The sequence below is a fragment of the Myxococcus sp. CA039A genome, from assembly GCF_013336645.1.
GTDB classification, from domain to species: domain Bacteria; phylum Myxococcota; class Myxococcia; order Myxococcales; family Myxococcaceae; genus Myxococcus; species Myxococcus llanfairpwllgwyngyllgogerychwyrndrobwllllantysiliogogogochensis.
Genome location: NZ_JABUMQ010000236.1, coordinates 1 through 18,190, shown reverse-complemented (window position 1 = coordinate 18,190; position 18,190 = coordinate 1). Strand labels below are relative to the sequence as shown.

Genomic DNA, 18,190 nt, shown 5'->3' with positions numbered 1-18,190 from the left:
GCCGACGACTGTCCTCCCTCTGCGCGGTGGGCATGTGCCTCATCGCCTGCATCAGCCTGCTGCAGGAAGTGGCGGGCCTGCCACCGGCGCTGGAGTCCTTCCTCGCGAGGACCTTCGGTGTCCTCAGCGCGACGATTCTCCCCTCCCCGCTCACGCCCCTCAGCGTGCTGTTCCTGGGCATTGCCCTGCTGCTACCGGACCGCGCCGGGACTCGACAGGTGTGGCGGGACGCGCTCGTGGTGGCGGCGCTGCTGGTCGCGCTGCTGGGCTTCAATGGACTGCTGCTCGGTCCGCTCTTCGCGTCGGGCGGCGAGTCCCTTCCCCCCAGGCGCGGCATGGGCTTGTACACGGCGCTGGCGGTGCTGCTGCTCGGCGTGGGCCTGCTCTGCGCGCGGCCGGAGCGGGGCCTCGCGGGGCGAATCACGCGGGACACACTCGGTGGGTTCCTCGCGCGTCGGCTCGTGCCCGTGGCAATCCTGGGGCCGTCGCTCTTGGGCGCGGCCCTGTCGCTGCTCAGCCTGGAGGGGATGCTCGGTCGCGAGGCGAAGCTGCCCATCTTCGCCACCTTGTTGAGCGCGGGCGGCGCCGTGCTGGTGCTGCTGTCCGCGCGGGCCCTGGACACGCTGGAGGCGGGACGTCGACGCGCCACCGCGGCGCTCGAGGCCTCCGAGGCTCGCTACCGGGGACTGCTGGAGACGACACCGGAGCCGCTGTTGATAGTGGACCCGGAGGGGCTGCTGCGCTTCGTCAACGCGGAGGCGGAGCGCGTGTTCGGCCATCCGCGCGAGTCACTGCTGGGCCGCGAGGTGGAGCTGCTCGTGCCAGAGGGACTCTTCGGCGGACGCAGCCTGGGGGGCCTGTCGAATGCCCGCGCCATGCATGGCCTGCGCGCCGATGGCACCCGGGTGCCCCTGGAAGCACGCCTGCGCCAGGTTCCCGGCCCCGAGGGTGGCAGCCTGCTCGCCGTGCTCCGCGACGTCACCGAACGGGAGCGGGCCACCGACCGCCTGCGAGCCGCCCACGAGGAAGCGGAGGTGCAGCGCGGTCTGCTCCAGGCCGTGCTGAATCACGCACCGGTGGGTGTGCTCTTCATCGACCCGGAGCAGGGCACCCTGGTGTCGAACCCCTTCGCGGAGACCTTGCTCGGGCCGCTTCCGGCGCGAGCGAAGCGCGGCTCGTACCTGAGCCGACTGCGCCATCCAGACGGACGTCCCATGAAGATGGAGGAGCTGCCTTCGAGTCGGGCGGCGAAGAGTGGAGAGGTGGTGGGCCCGGTCGAGGTCAAGCTCGTGCGCCCGGATGGAAGGACGACCCCCGTGCTCATCACCGCCGCGCCCGTGCTCGGGCCGCAAGGCGAGCAGCGCGGCGTGGTCGTCACCGGCCATGACCTCACACCCCACCGCGAGCTGGAGCGGCTGCGCGAGGAGTACGTGAGCCTCATCTCCCATGACCTGCGCAACCCGCTGCAGGGCATCACCCTGCGAGCGAGCATGCTGCTGCGCGCCCTGAAGGAGCGTCACCTGGAGCGCGAGGAGCTGCTCACGGACGCCATCCTCCGCAACGTGGCGTGGATGAGTTCCATGATTGAAGAGCTGCTGGAGGGCTCGCGCCTGGAGTCCCGCCGCATCGAGCTGCGCCGCGAGCGGACGGACGTGGTGCGCTTCCTCGAGGACGTGCTGGAGCGGGACGTCCCTCCGGACCTGCGCGAGCGCTTCCGCCTGGAGGTGACGACGCCGCTGCCCATGACCTGGGTGGACGCGCGACGCCTGGAGCGGGTGCTGTCCAACCTGCTGGGCAACGCGGCCAAGTACGGCCCACCCGACAAGCCCGTGGTGGTGCGCGCGTCGTCTCGCGAGGGCTGGGTCGTGGTGTCGGTGCGAGACGAAGGCCCGGGGCTCGCACGCGAGGACACCGAGCACGTCTTCGACAAGTACTACCGGACGCGACAGGGCAGCGCGTCCGACACCCAGGGCCTGGGGCTGGGGCTCTACATCTGCCGGCTCATCATCGAAGCGCACGGCGGCCACATCTGGGTGGAGAGCGAGCCGGGCCGGGGCGCCACCTTCTGCTTCAGCGTGCCCACGGCCCCCAAGGACCCCGCGAGCCCGGAGCCTCCTCTTCTTCCAGAGGGGCCCGGGTCGAAGGGAATCACTTGAGACCTAGCGGCGCGCCGCCCAGCGAGGAAGCCAGTCCGGCGCCTTCGCGGTGGTGAGCCGCGTCTGGCCGCTGCCATCGGCGCGCATGAGGTACACGTCCGTGTTGCCCTCGCGCTCCGACGTGAAGGCCAGGTACTTCCCGTCGGGGCTCCACGCCGGCATGTCGTCGCGGTGCGTTCCGTCCGTCAGCGCCACCGGCGCGCCTCCCGCCACCGGAACCATCCAGAGGCGACTGAGTCCCTCGGGCGCGCGGCTCACGTAGACCAGACGCTGTCCGTCCGGGCTGAAGGCCGGCTCGCGCTCGTCGCCGGAGAAGCCGCTCCCCGACACCGCGCGCAGGTCCGAGCCATCCGGGCGCACCAGGTAGAGCCGCTCCTTGTCCTCGCGGTCGCTGACGAAGACGAGCCACTGTCCATCCGGACTCCACAGCGGAGAGCGGTCCTCGCGGTGGAAGGCGGTGAGACGCCGCTCCTCCGTGCCGTCCGCCTTCGTCACGTAGATTTCAGGGTCGCCCTCGCGACTGCACACGAAGGCCACTTCCTTGCCGTCCGGCGAGATGGAGGGTTCGAAGCAGCCCTCCTTCACCTGTGTCAGCCGCACCTCCGGCGCGCCCTCGCGCGGCTCCAGGCGCACCAGGTCGCTGAAGCCCTGGGCATCCGACTCCGCCACGAGCCACGAGCCATCCGGCGCCCAGCTCGCGTTGCGCGCCCGGGCCCGGGGGGCATGCAGCGGCACCGCGTCTCCACCCGCGAGGGGTTGGACTCGGAGCTGCTGGAACTGAATCCCGCCCTGCTCGCGCACGGCCACCACCAGCAACGACTTCCCGTCCGGAGACACCGGGCCGGGGTAGTCGTCCTCGGGGCCTCGGGTGATTTGCGTCTCCGTCCCGTCGGGACCCACCTGCCACACGTCCTTCTGTCCCGCCCGCTCCGACAGGAAGACCACGACGCCCGGAATGGCGCGTGCCTCCTCCTTCGACAGCGGCCCGGCGCCCGACGCCCCGCCACACCGGCCGGAGCATCCGACGCCAAGCACGGCGAGCGCGGCAAGACTCCACCGCGCTCGCCACGGCCAGGAACGCGGCATCCGTTCTCGGCCTTGCTTCCTCACGTCATCGCACCCGGATGGCGTCCGCCATGACGACGTAGCCTTCGGTGGCCCAGCGGCTGAGCTTCACCTGGTTCCAGCCCGCGGCGAAGCTGTACGTGCCCAGGGCGACCCACGCGCCGCCGTTGGCCTGCTGGTTCACCGTCACCGTGCTGTCGCCACCCGTGTGGCTGATGATGAACGGCGCCGCCGCAGAGCGGTTGGTGCCGGCCACCCACCACCCGTCGATGGTCTTCGTGCCCGCGGACGCCATGTAGAAGTTGAACACCACCGGCTCGGAGATGGGCTGCGTGGAGGCGTAGTAGTAGCCGCTGCCGTAGTAGCCCGCGCTGGTGCCCGCCGCCCACGACGCCGGCACGTCCGTGCGCGCCTTGGTGGAGTCGTTGTTCGCGTTGTGGCTGTCCACGATGATGGTGCCCGTGGGCGTGCCGCCGTCACCGCAGTAGCTCTTGATCTTCGAGATGTAGCTGCTCCACGGCCAGTTCGGACCCGGGTCGGTGCGCGAGGACGGCTGGAGCCGGCCGTGCGCGACGATGTGGTAGCTGTCGCGGGTGATGCCCTGTCCCTTCGTGATGTCGCAGGACAGCTTCGCCGACGCGTCAATCTGGCCCGCCGGGAAGGACGACTGGCTGGCGAAACCGCCGTGCTCGATGCCCACCGAGAAGTGGTTCACCGACACGCCGTTGAGGCCGCAGTCCACGTTGCCGTTCAGGCTGCAGGCGTAGCTGGCGCCCACGTGCCAACCGCGGCTCGACTCGCGCACGAGCTGCGAAATCTCGCTGCCGCTCTCGTTGACGACGTAGTGCGCGCTCACGCCCGACGCGGAGTTGACCAGCCAACCCCAGCACCCGGCGTAGCCACCTTCACACGTGTGGATGACAATCATCGACACGTTGGTGCCCGCGGGACGGGCGTTGAAGTTGGGCGACGCGCGCCAGATGGAGGCCGCGTAGTCCGGGCCCGCCGCCAGCGCCTGCATCTTCGGCAGGGCGAACTTCGCCTCCACCTGGGCGCCGTCCAGCGACACCGCCACCTTGCCCTCGGGAGTGAACGCGCCCGCGCCCTCGCGCAGCGCCGCGTACACGTCATTGTGGATGTAGTGCGCCTGCACGTCCGGGTCGGTGATGTCCGTCAGCTGCACGGCGACCGGCGCCCACGCACCCAGGTCCGTCCGGTCGATGCCCGCCTCGGTGGCGTACTTCGACAGCAGCGCCGCGCCAGCGCGCAGGTTGGCCAGCCGGTCGTCACGCACGGCCTCGGCGGAGACACCCGCCAGCGCCGCGCCGTCCGTCACCTTGGCGCCGCGCAGGGCCAGCAGACCGAACGCCGCGGGGCGGCCCTCGAACTCCTCTTCACCCTTCACATGCTCCCAGCGCGTCTCCGTATAGGAGATGGCCTTGAGCAGGCTCACCGGAACGTCGAACTCCTTCGCCGCTTGCGCGAACAGCGCGTCCAGCTCCGTCGGCGTACGACGGGCCGCGTCCGCGACCGCGCGGGCCGCGTCATCCGCCGCGCCCGAGGGAACTTCCGTGGAAGCCGGGGGGGCCTCCTGCGGCGCCTCTGGCTGCGGTCCGCAGGCAGACAGGGCCAGGGCCGCGGCGGTGGCCGCGAACGTCTTGAACATCACGTGCATGGGGAGCTCCTTCGAGGGGGGTCAGCAGCTCTTCGGTCCGCCCCCGTCCACGGGAGCGGCGCAGCGCGGTCCCGTGAGCAGCATGCATGCCAGCCGCTCAATCCCCGCTTTTCACCCCTTCGCACCCCCCAAGGTGGAGCATCCATGCTCCACCTCTCCACCCTCCGCCCCATTCCGAGAAATCCGACTGAACATTTCAACCCGTTGAAATGACGAGCACGCCCACATCAGGCCTACTTCCACTCACCCTCCGAATGGCCGCCATTGTCGCAGTGGCGCATTTCGAGACAGCCCCGGCGTAAACTGATTTTACTATAATTCTCGTATTCCTCGTCTTTTCGCATCGGGCCGGATTGAGGCTGGAAGACAGGGGGCGGGGGCGCGTGGAGTTCAGGGGCCCGGCGGTCGAATCATCCGCTATGAGGGGTGCATGCGGCTCTTCGGCATCGGCGACACCCATCTGCCCTCCACGCGACAGAAGGACATGCATCGCTTCGGATGGACGGACCACCCGCTTCCGCTCCAGCGTGCGTGGGACGACATGGTGCGGCCGGACGACGTGGTCATCGTCGCGGGAGACATCTCCTGGGCGACGCGCGCGCACGAGGTGATGGACGACCTGGCGTGGCTGGACGCGAGGCCGGGGCGCAAGCTGCTGGTGCGCGGCAACCACGACTACTGGTGGGGAGACTCGGCGTCGAAGCTGCGCAAGCTGCTGGAGCCGTTCCGCACGCTGGAGGCGTTCCTGCACAACAGCGCGGCGGTGATGGGGCCGTGGGTGATTGCCGGCACGCGACTGTGGACGGCGCCCGAGGCGCCCCCCATGCCCGGCGGAGAGATGGGCGACGAGCCCGTCAACGACGGCTACGTGGAGCGGGAGACGCGCAGGCTCGCGGTCTCCATCGAGGACGCGAAGAAGAAGGAAGCGGCCAGCCCCATACCGCTGGTGCGAGTGGCCGCGGTGCACTTCCCTCCGCTGTACGCGAACGAGAAGCCCACGGCGTTCAGCGAGCCGATTGAAGCGTTCAAGCCGAAGGTCTGTGTGTACGGCCACCTGCACTCGACGGGAATCCCGGCGGGGTTCACCGGGGAGCGCGCGGGGGTGCGCTACGTGCTGGCGTCGTGCGACGCGGCGGGTTTCAAGCCGATGCTGCTCGACGAGGTGTGAGCGGGAGGCGACCTGGAAGGGAGGCGGCGGACACCGGACGTGTCGAGTCGCCTCGCGACAGCGGATGCTCGCGCGAAGGGCCCTTCGCCTGCGTCCGCTCTGGCAGTGAGGCTAAGCTGAGCACGCTTCCGTCATCGGGGCCCGGACCGGAGCAGGAGCCGAGACATGCCGTCCAACAAAGCCGAGCTCGCCGCGCGCCTCGCGGCCACGCAACCTGGCGACGCGGTACGCGGACTGTTCTTCAAGGCGGTGTTCAGCCTCGTCCAGCAGAAGGCCGGACTGGCCACGCTGGAGAAGCTGCGCGTGGGAGACCTGGCGAAGGACTACTCCGACCTGCGCACCTATCCGGTGCAGGAGTTCATCAACCTCCTCTATGTCGCGGCGGACGCGCTGGAGCAGGAGATGGGGACCGAGAACGCCGTGTATCACGCGTGCGGCGAGTCCAACGTCACGCGCTACTCCACCGGCCCGGGGATGCTCATCTTCGGCATCATCTCCCGGGGAGACCCACAGAAGCTCTTCTCCGGGGCGCAGATGGGCTACAGCGCGGCCGTCACGTACGGCACCCGCGAGTATGTGACGACGGGGCCCAAGTCCGGCACGTTGCGCGTCCGCCGGGACATGCTGCCGCCCGCGTATCACGAGGGCATCCTCACCGGCGCGCTGAAGGTGCTGGGGCTCAAGGGCACGGCGAAGGCCCATCCGCAGGGCATCGACCGCGTGGACTACGACATCACGTGGGAGTGATTACTCCACGCGCTCGAAGGTGACGTCGAGCTCGGCGACGACGCGCTCGCCCACGGAGGCCTGGCAGGTGAAGACGTGGTCGGCGCCGTCGTGCGAGCGGCGCGCCGCGCCGAACACCACCGTCTGACCGGCGTACGCGAGGCTGTCCGCCTTGAGGTTCACGTTCTTGGCGAGCACGCGGGCCCAGGGCGCGCCTTCCAGCTTGCGCAGCAGGGTGGTCGCGACGCGAGTCATGCCGCTGGCGACGATGGCCACGGGCATCACCGGGTGCAGGGCGAAGTGGCCCTTGCACATGTCCACCGTCACGGGGCCCAGGGACGCGGTGAGGCTCTCACCGTCCGGGCGCCAGTCGCGCAGGGCCAGCGCCTTGCCGTACGGGTTCTGCCGCAGCCGCGCCCACTCCTCGGGGGTGCGCTGCACGTTGTCCTCGCGACGGGGCTCGCGGCGCATCTCCACGCGGGCCTCACCGAACAGGCGGGTGAAGGCGGCGGCGGACAGCACGTTGTAGTCCACCTCCAGGCGGAACACCGGGGTGCCGTCCGGCGCGGACAAGAGCGTGCGCGCCGTGGCGGTGCGCTTGCCCGTGAAGCTCGCCTGCGCCAGGCCCCAGAGCAGGTCCGTGGAGCGCGCCATCGGCTCGCGGCGCAGCCACTCACCGCGCGCGCCACACGCCAGATAGAAGTGCTGGCCGTCCTTGGGCGTCACCAGCGCCGCGGCGCAGGAGCCGAGAATCGCCATGTGGCGCCCCGCCTCCGCGATTCCGATGAGGCCCGCTTCCGCGTCCGGGTCCTGCTGCACCGGGATGCGCGCCACCACTTCGCCCTGCCCCATCACCGTCACGTCCTTCAACGCGAAGTAGGGGTCCCTCACGCAGATGCGCGGGTAGAGCTCCTGCGCGCTCAGCACCGTGTGCGGCGCCAGGTTCGACCAGTCGCGCAGCGGCTGTTCCGTCCAGGGCGTCACCACCGACGACGACGCGGAAGACGACAGACCGGAGGAGAGGATCGAGGCGGCGGCGTGGGGGGCGACGTCGAGCATGGTGGCTGACCTCAGTTCGGACACAGGGTTGTGCGCGACACCTGAAAGCACTGTAACCGAGCAGGCTTCCGCCAGTACAGAAATATTTCTGTCTGGTGAAAACATTCTCGCACCTGAGGGTCAGATGTTGCCTGTGCGGCGGTAATTTTATGTCCCAGCAGGACAAAATCACCGATTCCGTGTCACCAGGAGTGTGTCGAAAGACACCCAGAACCCACACGCGACGCGAAGCGTCAGGGCTCGCGTGGGGTTCAACTCACCCCATTATCGCCCGAGTCGTCGCCGTGTTTCCGCAGAGTTACACCGTCACTGGGCACTCAGACGCAGTGCGTCTTTCCGAACACCGTAGGGAAAGTGATGGTGGACCGGCAGGATTCCAGTCCAGGCACCCATTCCAGGCCGGTGGAGGCCTTTTCCAGCGGGCGGGGGTTTTCCGCCGGGGGAATTTCCGGGGCATTTTCCGCCCGGGGCCTCACCTGTCGGGAGGCTCCAGGGCCGGAGCGACACCTGGAAGGAATCCCGGCCCTCCGGGAGACGAAGGGCCGGACACCGCGGGCGTCGGCTACAGCTCCACCTGACTGCCCAGCTCCACCACGCGGTTGGGTGGAATCCGGAAGTAGGCGGTGGCGCTGCGGGCGTTGCGGCTCATCCACGCGAAGAGCGCCTCGCGCCAGACGGCCATGCCGGGCCGCTTGGTGGGAATCAGCGTCTCCCGTCCCAGGAAGAAGCTGGTGCCCATGAGCTGGAACTGGAGCCCCTTCTCCCGGCAGCGCTTGAGCACGTCCGGGATGCTGGGGTTCTCCATGAAGCCGTAGGTGGCGACGACGCGGACGAAGCCCTGCTCCAGGGGCTCCACCTCCACGCGCTCGGCCGCGGGGATGTGGGGCACGTCCTCCGACTGAATCGTCAGCAGCACCACCTGCTCGTGCAGCACCTTGTTGTGCTTCAGGTTGTGCAAGAGCGCCGGCGGCGTGCCGTCCGCGTTGCCCGTCATGAAGATGGCGGTGCCCGGCACCCGCACGGGCGGGTGGTCGCCGAAGCTGCCCAGCAGCTCCTTCAGGGGGATGCTGGAGGCGCGCAGCTTGGCGGCGAGGATGTCGCGCCCGCGCTTCCACGTGGTCATCAGCGTGAAGACCATGACGGCGAGCAGCAGCGGGAACCAGCCGCCGTCCGCCAGCTTCATCGCATTGGAGCTGAAGAAGGCCAGCTCCAACGCGAGGAAGAAGCCCGCCACCGGCATCGCCAGCTTGCGGCTGACGCCCCAACGCTCACGCGCGACGATGTAGGCCATGACCGAGGTGATGACCATCGTCGTGGACACGGCGATGCCGTACGCGGACGCCAGCGCGCTGGAGGAGCGGAACGTCAGCACCAGGGTGAACACCCCCGCCATCAACGCCCAGTTGATGCCCGGCAGATAAATCTGGCCCATCTCCTCCGCCGAGGTGTGCACCACCTCCATGCGCGGGCTGTAGCCCAGCTGCATCGCCTGGCGCGTCAGCGAGAAGGCCCCGGAGATGAGCGCCTGCGAGGCGATGATGCCCGCCACCGCCGACAACGCCACCAGCGGGTACAACAGCCACGACGGGGCCAGCAGATAGAAGGGGTTGCGCGCGGCGCTCGCGTCCCGCAGCAAGAGCGCCCCCTGGCCCAGGTAGTTGAGCATCAGCGCCGGCAGCACCACCCAGAACCAGGCCCGCTTGATGGGCTTGTACCCAAAGTGGCCCATGTCCGCGTAGAGCGCCTCGCAGCCCGTCATGACGAGGAACACGCCGCCCAGCACGAGGAAGCCGTGCCAGCCGTTGTGCACGAAGAACATCACCCCGTGCGTGGGAGACAGCGCGCCGAGCACCGCGGGGTTGTGCACCAGCTCCTTCACGCCCAGCACCGCCAGCGTGAAGAACCACACGCACATCACCGGGCCGAACACCGCGCCAATGCCCGCCGTGCCGTGCCGCTGCACCAGGAAGAGCACCACGAGGATGGCCAGGGTGATGGGGACGATGAACGGCTCGAACACGGGCGTGGCCACGCTGAGGCCCTCCACCGCGCTGAGCACCGTGATCGCCGGGGTGATGAGGCCGTCGCCGTAGAGGAGCGCCGCGCCGAAGATGCCCAGGGTGATGAGCACGGGCCGGGCCGTATGCGCCTGCTGGCCCTTCTGCCGCTGCATCACCAGCGCCATCAGCGCGAGGATTCCGCCCTCGCCCCGGTTGTCCGCCCGCATCACGAACATGAGGTACTTCACCGAGACGATGGTGAGCAGGGACCAGAAGATGAGCGACAGCACCCCCAGCACATTCTCGGGCGAGGGGTGGATGCCGTGCGGGCCGGTGAAGCACTCGCGCAGCGCGTAGAGGGGGCTCGTCCCGATGTCGCCGTAGACGATGCCCAGGGCCCCGAGGGCCAGGAGTGTCGTGCGCTTGAAGGTCTCGGGGCCTTCCCGAACCGCTTCGCCGCCCGGTACTCCGGTGGTGGTGGCTTTCACGGCCCTCCCTTTAGCCGAACCCCTGGGAGGAGCAATGGACGCGGAGACCACCTCCGTGGATTCGAACGCTCGGGTAGGTCCATGTGTGACTAAATAGCCTTCGCCTGCCTCCACCCTACGGTGTGCGACGGAGCGTGCGTCCAGAACGAACAGTCAGACCCGGGCGTATGTTGGTTGGCCATGGCGGAGGGCCCGTGGGGGCGTCGGGGGAATCCCCGGGGACTGCTCTCTCGTGCTCCCATGCTGCCTCGGGGGCACAAGGACCATGTCAGCATCCCGATACGGAGACGCGCGGCACTTCGGGGCCCACGCCCCGGAGGTGGAAGAGCGGCTGGCCCTGCTGGCGGAGGCGTCGCGGGTGCTGGCCGATGCCAGCCTGGAGCCTCCCGCCGTCATGGACCGCCTGTGCGCCCTGGTGGTGCCGCTGCTCGGCGCCGCCTGCACGCTGCGGCTCTTGTCCGAGGATGGACTCTGGCTGCGCACCGTGGCCTCGGCCGCCTCCACCCCCGAGGCCCGGCTGCTGTTCCAGACGCTCAGCCCTCCCGCGGTGCGCGCGGACGAAGGCCCTTCCCATGAGGTGCTGCGCACGGGCGAGGCGCTGTGGGTGCCCGACTCGGACCCGAAGGAGCTGCGCCGCCTGGTGCCCCCGCAGCAGCATGGGCTGCTGGAGGATTTCCCCTTCACCCGGCTGATGGTGCTGCCGCTGCGCGCGCGCGGACGGAGCCTGGGCACCCTCACCGTGTGGAAGGACCCGGCGGCGGCGCAGCCCGTCGAGGCCGGAGAGCAGTTGCTGCTCCAGGAGCTGGCGGACCGCGCCGCGCTGGCGCTGGACATCGCGCGCCTGTACGCGGCGGAGAAGCAGGCCCGGCAGGCGGCGGAGGTCGCCGCGGGTCGCCTGGCGAGACTCCAGCGGGTGACGGCGGAGCTGTCCCAGGTGCTCTCGGCGGAGCGCGTGGCGGAGGTCATCGTCGAGCAGGGCGTGGAGGCGGTGGGCGCGGCGCGCGGCGCGCTGTGGCGACTGGAGGCCGGGAACGCGCGGCTCCTGAGGTGCACGGGCTACGAGGACCCCCGGTCCTTCATGGAGGCCTTCGGTGTGCTGCCCCTGGAGGGACGTACGCCCATGACGGAGGCGCTGCTGGAGGCGCGCCCGGTGTGGCTGGAGTCACCCGAGGAGCTGTCGGACCGCTATCCCGAGGTGGACGAGCAGCGGCACCGCGTGGTGCGCAGGCCCGCTCCCGCGTCGGTGTGCCTGCCGCTGCTCGTGGAGGGCCGCGCGCTGGGGGTGCTGCTGTTCGCCTTCTCCGAGGCGCGCGTCTTCGACCCGGACGAGCGCGCCTTCCTGGAGCTCCTGGCCCACCACGGCGGGCAGGCGGTGGCGCGAGCGCGACTGCTGGAGCAGGAGCAGCGCTCCCGCGCGGAGCTGGCCGAGGCCAACGAGCGACTGGCGGCCATCATCCAGGCCTCCCCCGCCTCCATCCTCCTGGTGGACATGGACGGCACGGTGCGGATGTGGAACCCGGCCGCGGAGCGCATCTTCGGGTGGAAGGCGGAGGAGGTGCTCGGCACCGTGCTGCCGGTGGTGCCCGAGGGCAAACACGAGGAGTTCCGCCGCAACCTCGAGAAGGCCGGCCGGGGCGAGTCGCTGGGCGGCGCGGTGATGCACCGCAAGCGCAAGGACGGCACGCCGCTGCAGGTAGCGCTGTGGACGGCGCTGGTGCAGCCCGCCGCCGGCGGCCCGGAGCAGGTGCTGAGCATGGCGGTGGACGTCACCGAGCGGCAGCGCAGCGAGGCCGCGCAGCGCTTCCTCGCCGAGGCGGGGGGAGTCCTCGCCACGAGCCTGGAGCAGGAGGAGACGCTGGAGCGCGTGGCGCAGCTGGCGGTGCCGTCCTACGCGGAGTGCTGCGGCCTGTTCCTCGCGGACGAGGACGGCGCGGTGAAGTGCGTGGCCGCGGCCCATGCGAGCGCGGAGTATCACGCGATGGACGGACAGCCCTCGCCGGGCCTGCTCGTCGTCGCCCGGGTGGTGGCCTCCGGCGAGGCGGAGCTGCGCACGGGGCTGAGCGAGGACGCGCCGGAGTGCGTGCGTCCCCCCGACGCGGGCGGCTGCTTCGCGTGGCTGTGCGTGCCGCTCCAGGTGCGGGGACAGACGCTGGGCGCGCTGAGCTTCGTCACCTCGCGGCGGGACTACGACGCGCAAGACCTGGCGCTGGCGCAGGAGCTGGCGCGCCGCGCGGCGCTCGCCATCGACAACGCGCGCCTGTACCGCGAGGCACGTCAGGCCATCCGGCTGCGCGAGGAGTTCCTCTCCATCGCCAGCCATGAGCTGAAGACGCCCATCAGCGCGCTGCAGCTCCAGGTGCACAGTCTGCTCACGAGCCTGAAGCGCTCCCCCTCTGGCGTGACGCCGGAGCGACTGGAGCGCGCGCTGGGCGTCGTGGACCGACAGGTGAAGCGGCAGACGCGGCTCATCCATGAGCTCCTGGACGTGTCCCGCATCAGCGCCGGGCGCCTGGAGCTGAGCCCGGAGCCATTGGACCTGGTCATGCTGGTGCGCGAGGTGGTGGAGCGCTTCGAGCCGGAGCTGGAGCGCACGGGCACTCGACTGGACTTGCAGCTGGCGCCGGAAGCAGCGGGGCTCTGGGACAAGTTGCGAATCGACCAGGTGCTGACGAATCTGGTGAGCAACGCGGTGAAGTACGGGCGCGGCAACCCCGTCCTCGTGGTGATGACGACGGGCGAGGCCACGGTGCGCTTGGAGGTGCGCGACGGTGGCATCGGCATTGGCGAGGAGCACGTGTCGCGGCTGTTCCACCGCTTCGAGCGCGCCGTGTCCGAACGCAACTACGGCGGCTTCGGCCTGGGCCTGTGGATTTCGCGCCAGATTGTGGAGGCCATGGGCGGCCACATCACCGTGCGCAGCGAGCTGGGCGTGGGCTCCACCTTCTCCGTGGAGCTGCCACGCACGCGCGGCTGAGGCCGCGCCCCGGACTCACAACGCCAGCAGCAACAGGGTGACCTTCTCCTCGGGGCTCGCCGCGAGGAACTCGTCCGGCAGCCAGACCTCCGACTCGGGCACCGTCGCCATGTCGCAGCTGCGCTTGCCCGCGTAGGAGCGCCCCGGCTCCCGCGCCTTCAGCCGGTACGTGCAGTCCCGGATGTAGATTTTCATCTCGTCCGGGGTGAGCTTCACGCTCGCCGGACGCCCACCGAAGCCGCCCTCGGCCTCCAGCGTGTCGCCGTCCCGCTTCACCTTGAGGTTCACCAGGGCGCTGCCCAGCGAGCCCCTCACCTCGCCGTCCTTGAGCTTCACGTCCACGACGCCCAGGTACGTCCGCCCCCGCAGGCCACCGGGCGTCCGCGCGACCTGGAAGTCCTGGCCCGTCACCTCGTCGGCCGTCATCACCAGGTTGTACTGCTCACGAGCGATTCGCAGGTTGATGGCGTCCTGCTTGGGCGCGGATACCGCGGCCCCCGCCCCCAACACCACCGCCGCCACCAGCACACCCCGCCGCAGCGGGCTCAGAAAGCGTTTCATCGGGAAAGCTCCTTGGCCTGGATGACCAGTCCATGAACGTCACTCTGTGCACCGCATACCGCGACGCCATGCGCCGTGACGCAACCCCCCGGATTTGCATTCAACGCGAGCAGCCACGCGGCCTGCTCGCTCCTCCCCCAGGGGTACGCCTGTGTCACCCCTCGCCTACTTCGTGCCCGTGGCCTCGGGACTCCTGGGCGCGCCCAGGTGCTTCTCGAAGAACATCATCGTCGTCATCTGCGCGGAGTCGCGGTTGGCCTTCTTCTGGAAGCCGTGGCCCTCGTCGGTGGCCAGCATGTACCAGACGTCCGGTGAGCGCTGGCGCACCGCCTGGACAATCTGCTCCGCCTCCGACTGCGGCACGCGCGGGTCATTGGCCCCCTGCTGCACGTAGAGCGCCGCGCGAATCCTGGCCACCGAACCCAAGGGGGAGATGCGCTCCTGCACCTTGCGCACCGCCGGGTCTCGCTCGTCGCCGTACTCCGCGCGCCGCAAGTCACGTCGGTACGCCTGCGTGTTCTCCAGGAAGCTGGGCAGCGAGGAGATGCCCACCACGTCCACCGCCGCCTTGAATCGCTCCGGATAGAAGGCCACCGACGCCAGCGTCATGTAGCCGCCGTAGGAGCCGCCGGAGACGCCCACGCGCGAGGCATCCAGCTCCTTGCGCGAGGCGATGAAGTCCAGCGTCGCGCCGATGTCCGCGAGGCTCTGCTCGCGCTTCACGCCGTCATCCATGGCCCGGTACGCCTTGCCGTAACCCTCCGAGCCGCGCACGTTGGGCACCAGCACCGCCATGCCCAGCTCCGTCGTGGCGAACTGCGCGAAGGTGCTGAACAAGGGCAGGCTCTGCCCCTCCGGGCCTCCGTGGAAGCTGACGATGACGGGCACCTTCCCCGTCGCGCCACGGGGCAGGTAGAGGAACGCCGGCACCTGCACGCCGTCCGTGGACGGGTAGCGCACCAGCACCGGCTCCACGAAGGTGTTCGTGTCCAACCCGCCCACCTCCGAGCGCGTCCACCGCGTCGGCTTGCGCGACTTCAAGTCCACCGTCCACACGTCCATGGGGCTCTTCGCATCCCCCACCGTCAGGGCCAACAGGTCCGAGCGCTTCAGCGGGAAGCTGATGCCGAACGCCACGCCCTTCGGCAGCGAGTCCAGAGGCGCCAAGGCCTTCGTGCGCGTATCCAGCAGCGACACCTTGGTGAAGCCGTCTTCGTTGAAGGCGACCGCCAGCTTGCGGCCATCCGGCGACAGGGCCAGGTCCGTCACGTTCCACTTCACGGCCTTCGTCAGCGACTCCGGCGCGGAGGTGAGCGGCGCCTTGTCCAGGTACACCCGGTACAGCTCCGCGAAGTCGCTGTAGCGGTCCGTCGCCAGGTACACGCTCTTGCCGTCATGCGCGAAGACGACGGAGGTGATGCCGCCCTTGCCCTCCTGGGGCGTGATTCGCTGACGCGCGCCGGAGGCCACGTCCACCACGTACAGGTCCGCGTCGTCGACGGCGCGCTCCTGCGCCACCAGCAGCTTCGCGCCGTCGTTCGAGAACGCTATCGGCGCCCAGGAGCCCTCCAGCTCCGTGAGGCGACGGGCCTGACGCGGCTGCGCGGTGGGCGCCACGTACACGTCCGTGTCCTTGCCATTGCGGCCCGTGCCGCCGTACGCCAGCCACCGCCCATCCTGGGAGACCTTCACGTCCGAGTGCCGGCTCTTCCCATCCGTCAGCAGCTCCGAGCGCCCCGTGCGCCGGTCCAACCGGAACACCTGGAAGAACTCCCCACCGCCCTTGTCCTGCAGGAAGTAGATGACGTTCGAGTCACCGGGCTGGAAGAGCGCCCTGTTGATGGGCTCCCTGGCGAAGGTGAGCTGCGTGCGCGCGCCCATGGGCATCTCCACCAGGTGGAGCTGATTGGTGTCCGCGAAGCGCGTGGTGATGAGCAACTGCTTGCCGTCATCACTGGTGTCCAGGAGCGCCGCGGAGCGGGCCTCCAGGTACTGCTCCATTCGCTGACGGAGCGCCTCCGGCACCGTCGGCACGTTGCTCACCCACAGGTTCGGCTGGCCGGGCAGTGGTGCGATTCCTGGCACCTGCGAGGGCTTGCTGGCGGAGGCCTGGGCCTTGGGGGCCTGTGCCGCCGGAGCGGGCGCGGGCGCCTGCGCGGCGAGCAGGGACACGACGAGAGGAAGCAGTCCAGGGTTCATGGTGCGCGCACGCTAGCAGCAGCGCTCCGGCTGTCGCGCCCGCGCCGCGTCATTCCACCACCTGCCCGGCGACTGCTCGCGGGTGGACAGTCATTCGACGCACCGTGCCGGACACACGGTACCAACCAGGTTTCACGGCTCGTTCCGTAAGGGCCCTCCGAAGACACGGTCGCGCTCCCCATGGGCGACGGCCACACCCCTGGAGTGGAACATGACGAAGAGCCCTTGGAGTCGTCATCGCAGCCTCACCGCGGCGCTCGCCGCCACGCTGTCCACGCTCGTGGCCTGCGGCGAGGACGAGACGCCGCCCGACCAGACGCCATCCAACCAGGCGAAGCTGCGCGTCATCCACGCGTCATCGGACGCCCCCGCCGTGGACATCTACGCGGAAGGCCAGTCCACGCCGCTCTTCACCAACGTGAAGTACGGCGACGCCACCGCCTACGCCACCGTGCCGGCGGGCACGTACAACGTCCAGGTGCGCGCGGCGGGAGCCCTGGCCTCGTCCACGCCCGTCTACTCCACCGGTCCGCTCGTGCTCGGCACGGGCCACACCGTGAGCGCGGTGGCCGCGGGGCTGCTCGCCTCCACCGACGCGACGAGCGCCTTCCGCGTGCTGCCCCTCACCGAGGGCTTCAACCCTCCCGCCGACGGCAAGACGCGGGTGCGCATCGTCCACGCGGGCGCGGACGCGCCCACCGTCTCCATCGACGTGGGGGATGACGGCTCCTCTGAAATCACCGGCCTGCAGCGCTTCCAGGACACAGGGGCCACGGGCGTGGAGCTGCCCTCCGGACAGGCGCTCCAGGTGGGCATCCGCGCGGCCAACCAGCGGGTGACGGCCTTCACCGTGCCCGCCCTGCCCTCGCGTGGGGAGGTGTTCGTCATCGCCACCGGACAGCTTTCCCAGAAGCCGAGCGCCGCGGGGGGCTTCGGCCTGCTGGCCGCGGGTGTCGGACTGGTCCGCCAGAATCCCGTCGTCTATGCGCTTCACGCTTCGCCGGACGCGCCCGCCGTGGACCTCTTCCTGGGCAACACGGAACTTGTGAACAACCTCGCCTTCGGCCAGCTCTCGGCTTCCCTCCAGGTGCCTCCTGGCAGCTACACGCTGGACTTCTTCGCCGCCGTGCACGGCGGCACGCGTCCCGCGGGTGCCCCCGTCGCCTCCCGGACCACGCCCGCGCTGGTCGCCGGGGAGTCCTATCTGACGGTGGCATCGGGCTTCCTCAGTCAGGACCTGGCGGACCCGACGGGCGCCCCCTTCGAGCTGCTCGCGTTCTCCGAAGGCTTCACCGCCGATGCGAGCAACGTGCGGCTGCGGCTGGTGCATGCCTCGCCCGACGCGCCGATGGTGGACGTGTCCCCACTGGAGGGTGGGCTCGTCCCGGCGCACGCGGCCTACAACGACGTTCCCTATCGACTCGCCTCCGCGCCGGAGGGCCTGTCGCTGCCCGACCTCAAGGTGTACGTGGGCGTGGCGGCCTCGGCGGCGTCCAGTCGCTCGCCGACGGCGCGCTTCCAGGTGCCCTTCGGGTTCTTCGCGGGCCGGGGCGTCTTCGCGGTGGCCGCGGGCGCCCTCTCCCCCAGGCCTGGCATCGATGCGGGCTTCCGGCTGGTGACGGTGGACACGAGCACTTCACCGTGGAGCGCACTCAATCTCTTCCCGCTGCCGTAACGTTCCCCTGGCTCATTCGTTCAAGAAATACCCTGTTCAAAGGGCGGGCGCCGCGGAGCCACTTTCTCCGCGGCACCCGCCTGTCTCTTTTCTTGAGAGTCGAGCCCCATGAAGCGTCGCGTTGGCCTCCTCGTGCTGCTCCTCGCGTCGACCAGCGCGTGCTTGGACCCCATCCGGAGCACCACGGCCGAGGACTGCGACGAGGACGTCGCCGCCTGCCCCGACACCGACACCGAGCAGCGGGGCCTGGCCCGGCAGGTGTCGGTGGGCAGCCAGCATGCATGCGCGCTGCTGGAGACGGGCGGCGTGCGGTGCTGGGGCGGAGTCGGGCTGGTGGGGGATGGGACGCGCGCGCTGCGGGCCCAGGCGGTGGACGTGCGGGGGCTGGGCTCGGGCGTGCTCGCGCTCGCCGTCGGGGGACAACACACCTGCGTGGTGGTGGAG

General features: G+C 70.0%; 12 protein-coding genes. 6 read left to right on the top strand and 6 right to left on the bottom strand.

The window, feature by feature from the left end:
* Positions 1–2,156, top strand: a 2,156-nt coding sequence (locus HR086_RS32070) for an ATP-binding protein (RefSeq protein WP_174467538.1), incomplete at its 5' end; no start/stop codon positions are given.
* 3 nt (positions 2,157–2,159) lie between these two features.
* Here the strand turns inward: HR086_RS32070 and HR086_RS32065 are convergent.
* Positions 2,160–3,242 carry an LpqB family beta-propeller domain-containing protein gene (locus tag HR086_RS32065; RefSeq protein ID WP_141644041.1) on the bottom strand — a complete coding sequence of 361 codons (1,083 nt, stop codon included), beginning with the start codon at positions 3,240–3,242 and terminating at the stop codon, positions 2,160–2,162.
* 25 nt (positions 3,243–3,267) lie between these two features.
* Positions 3,268–4,896 (bottom strand): N-acetylmuramoyl-L-alanine amidase, encoded by a 1,629-nt coding sequence (locus tag HR086_RS32060; RefSeq protein WP_141644042.1) that lies wholly within the window; start codon positions 4,894–4,896, stop codon positions 3,268–3,270.
* A gap of 430 nt (positions 4,897–5,326) precedes the next feature.
* On the opposite strand from HR086_RS32060, the gene HR086_RS32055 reads away from it, so the two are divergent.
* On the top strand, positions 5,327–6,064 hold the full coding sequence (locus HR086_RS32055; RefSeq protein ID WP_141644043.1) for a metallophosphoesterase: 738 nt from the start codon (positions 5,327–5,329) through the stop codon (positions 6,062–6,064).
* A 165-nt stretch (positions 6,065–6,229) separates the two neighbouring features.
* Complete coding sequence (locus tag HR086_RS32050; RefSeq protein ID WP_141644044.1) at positions 6,230–6,811, top strand: TIGR02265 family protein; 582 nt, start codon at positions 6,230–6,232, stop codon at positions 6,809–6,811.
* On the opposite strand, the gene HR086_RS32045 is transcribed toward HR086_RS32050, so the two are convergent.
* Together HR086_RS32045 and HR086_RS32040 are read right to left on the bottom strand one after the other, a co-directional pair.
* Positions 6,812–7,849, bottom strand: coding sequence for a hypothetical protein (locus HR086_RS32045; RefSeq protein WP_141644045.1), 1,038 nt, complete (start codon positions 7,847–7,849; stop codon positions 6,812–6,814).
* A gap of 562 nt (positions 7,850–8,411) precedes the next feature.
* On the bottom strand, positions 8,412–10,373 hold the full coding sequence (locus HR086_RS32040) for a potassium transporter Kup (RefSeq protein ID WP_174467539.1): 1,962 nt from the start codon (positions 10,371–10,373) through the stop codon (positions 8,412–8,414).
* A 229-nt stretch (positions 10,374–10,602) separates the two neighbouring features.
* Here HR086_RS32040 and HR086_RS32035 point away from each other — a divergent pair, with 229 nt between their 5' ends.
* The gene (locus tag HR086_RS32035) at positions 10,603–13,311 is read left to right on the top strand and encodes a GAF domain-containing protein (protein WP_174467537.1); all 2,709 of its coding nucleotides are present in this window, start codon (positions 10,603–10,605) and stop codon (positions 13,309–13,311) included.
* A gap of 15 nt (positions 13,312–13,326) precedes the next feature.
* On the opposite strand, the gene HR086_RS32030 is transcribed toward HR086_RS32035, so the two are convergent.
* Entirely contained in the window at positions 13,327–13,872 is a 546-nt protein-coding gene (locus HR086_RS32030) for a hypothetical protein (RefSeq protein ID WP_141644048.1), read from the bottom strand.
* Between the two features lie 165 nt (positions 13,873–14,037).
* Complete coding sequence (locus HR086_RS32025; protein WP_174467536.1) at positions 14,038–16,071, bottom strand: alpha/beta fold hydrolase; 2,034 nt, start codon at positions 16,069–16,071, stop codon at positions 14,038–14,040.
* Positions 16,072–16,282: 211 nt separating this feature from the next.
* On the opposite strand from HR086_RS32025, the gene HR086_RS32020 reads away from it, so the two are divergent.
* Both HR086_RS32020 and HR086_RS32015 read left to right on the top strand, forming a co-directional pair.
* Complete coding sequence (locus HR086_RS32020; RefSeq protein WP_174467535.1) at positions 16,283–17,746, top strand: DUF4397 domain-containing protein; 1,464 nt, start codon at positions 16,283–16,285, stop codon at positions 17,744–17,746.
* 108 nt (positions 17,747–17,854) lie between these two features.
* Positions 17,855–18,190: RCC1 domain-containing protein (locus HR086_RS32015; protein WP_254626558.1), on the top strand; the 336-nt coding region annotated here is incomplete at its 3' end.

Coding starts and splice junctions, on each gene's coding strand:
- HR086_RS32065 (WP_141644041.1), bottom strand. CDS start 3,242: ATGCCGCGTTCCTGGCCGTGGCGAGCGCGGTGGAGTCTTGCCGCGCTC.
- HR086_RS32060 (WP_141644042.1), bottom strand. CDS start 4,896: ATGCACGTGATGTTCAAGACGTTCGCGGCCACCGCCGCGGCCCTGGCC.
- HR086_RS32055 (WP_141644043.1), top strand. CDS start 5,327: ATGCGGCTCTTCGGCATCGGCGACACCCATCTGCCCTCCACGCGACAG.
- HR086_RS32050 (WP_141644044.1), top strand. CDS start 6,230: ATGCCGTCCAACAAAGCCGAGCTCGCCGCGCGCCTCGCGGCCACGCAA.
- HR086_RS32045 (WP_141644045.1), bottom strand. CDS start 7,849: ATGCTCGACGTCGCCCCCCACGCCGCCGCCTCGATCCTCTCCTCCGGT.
- HR086_RS32035 (WP_174467537.1), top strand. CDS start 10,603: ATGTCAGCATCCCGATACGGAGACGCGCGGCACTTCGGGGCCCACGCC.
- HR086_RS32030 (WP_141644048.1), bottom strand. CDS start 13,872: ATGAAACGCTTTCTGAGCCCGCTGCGGCGGGGTGTGCTGGTGGCGGCG.
- HR086_RS32025 (WP_174467536.1), bottom strand. CDS start 16,071: ATGAACCCTGGACTGCTTCCTCTCGTCGTGTCCCTGCTCGCCGCGCAG.
- HR086_RS32020 (WP_174467535.1), top strand. CDS start 16,283: ATGACGAAGAGCCCTTGGAGTCGTCATCGCAGCCTCACCGCGGCGCTC.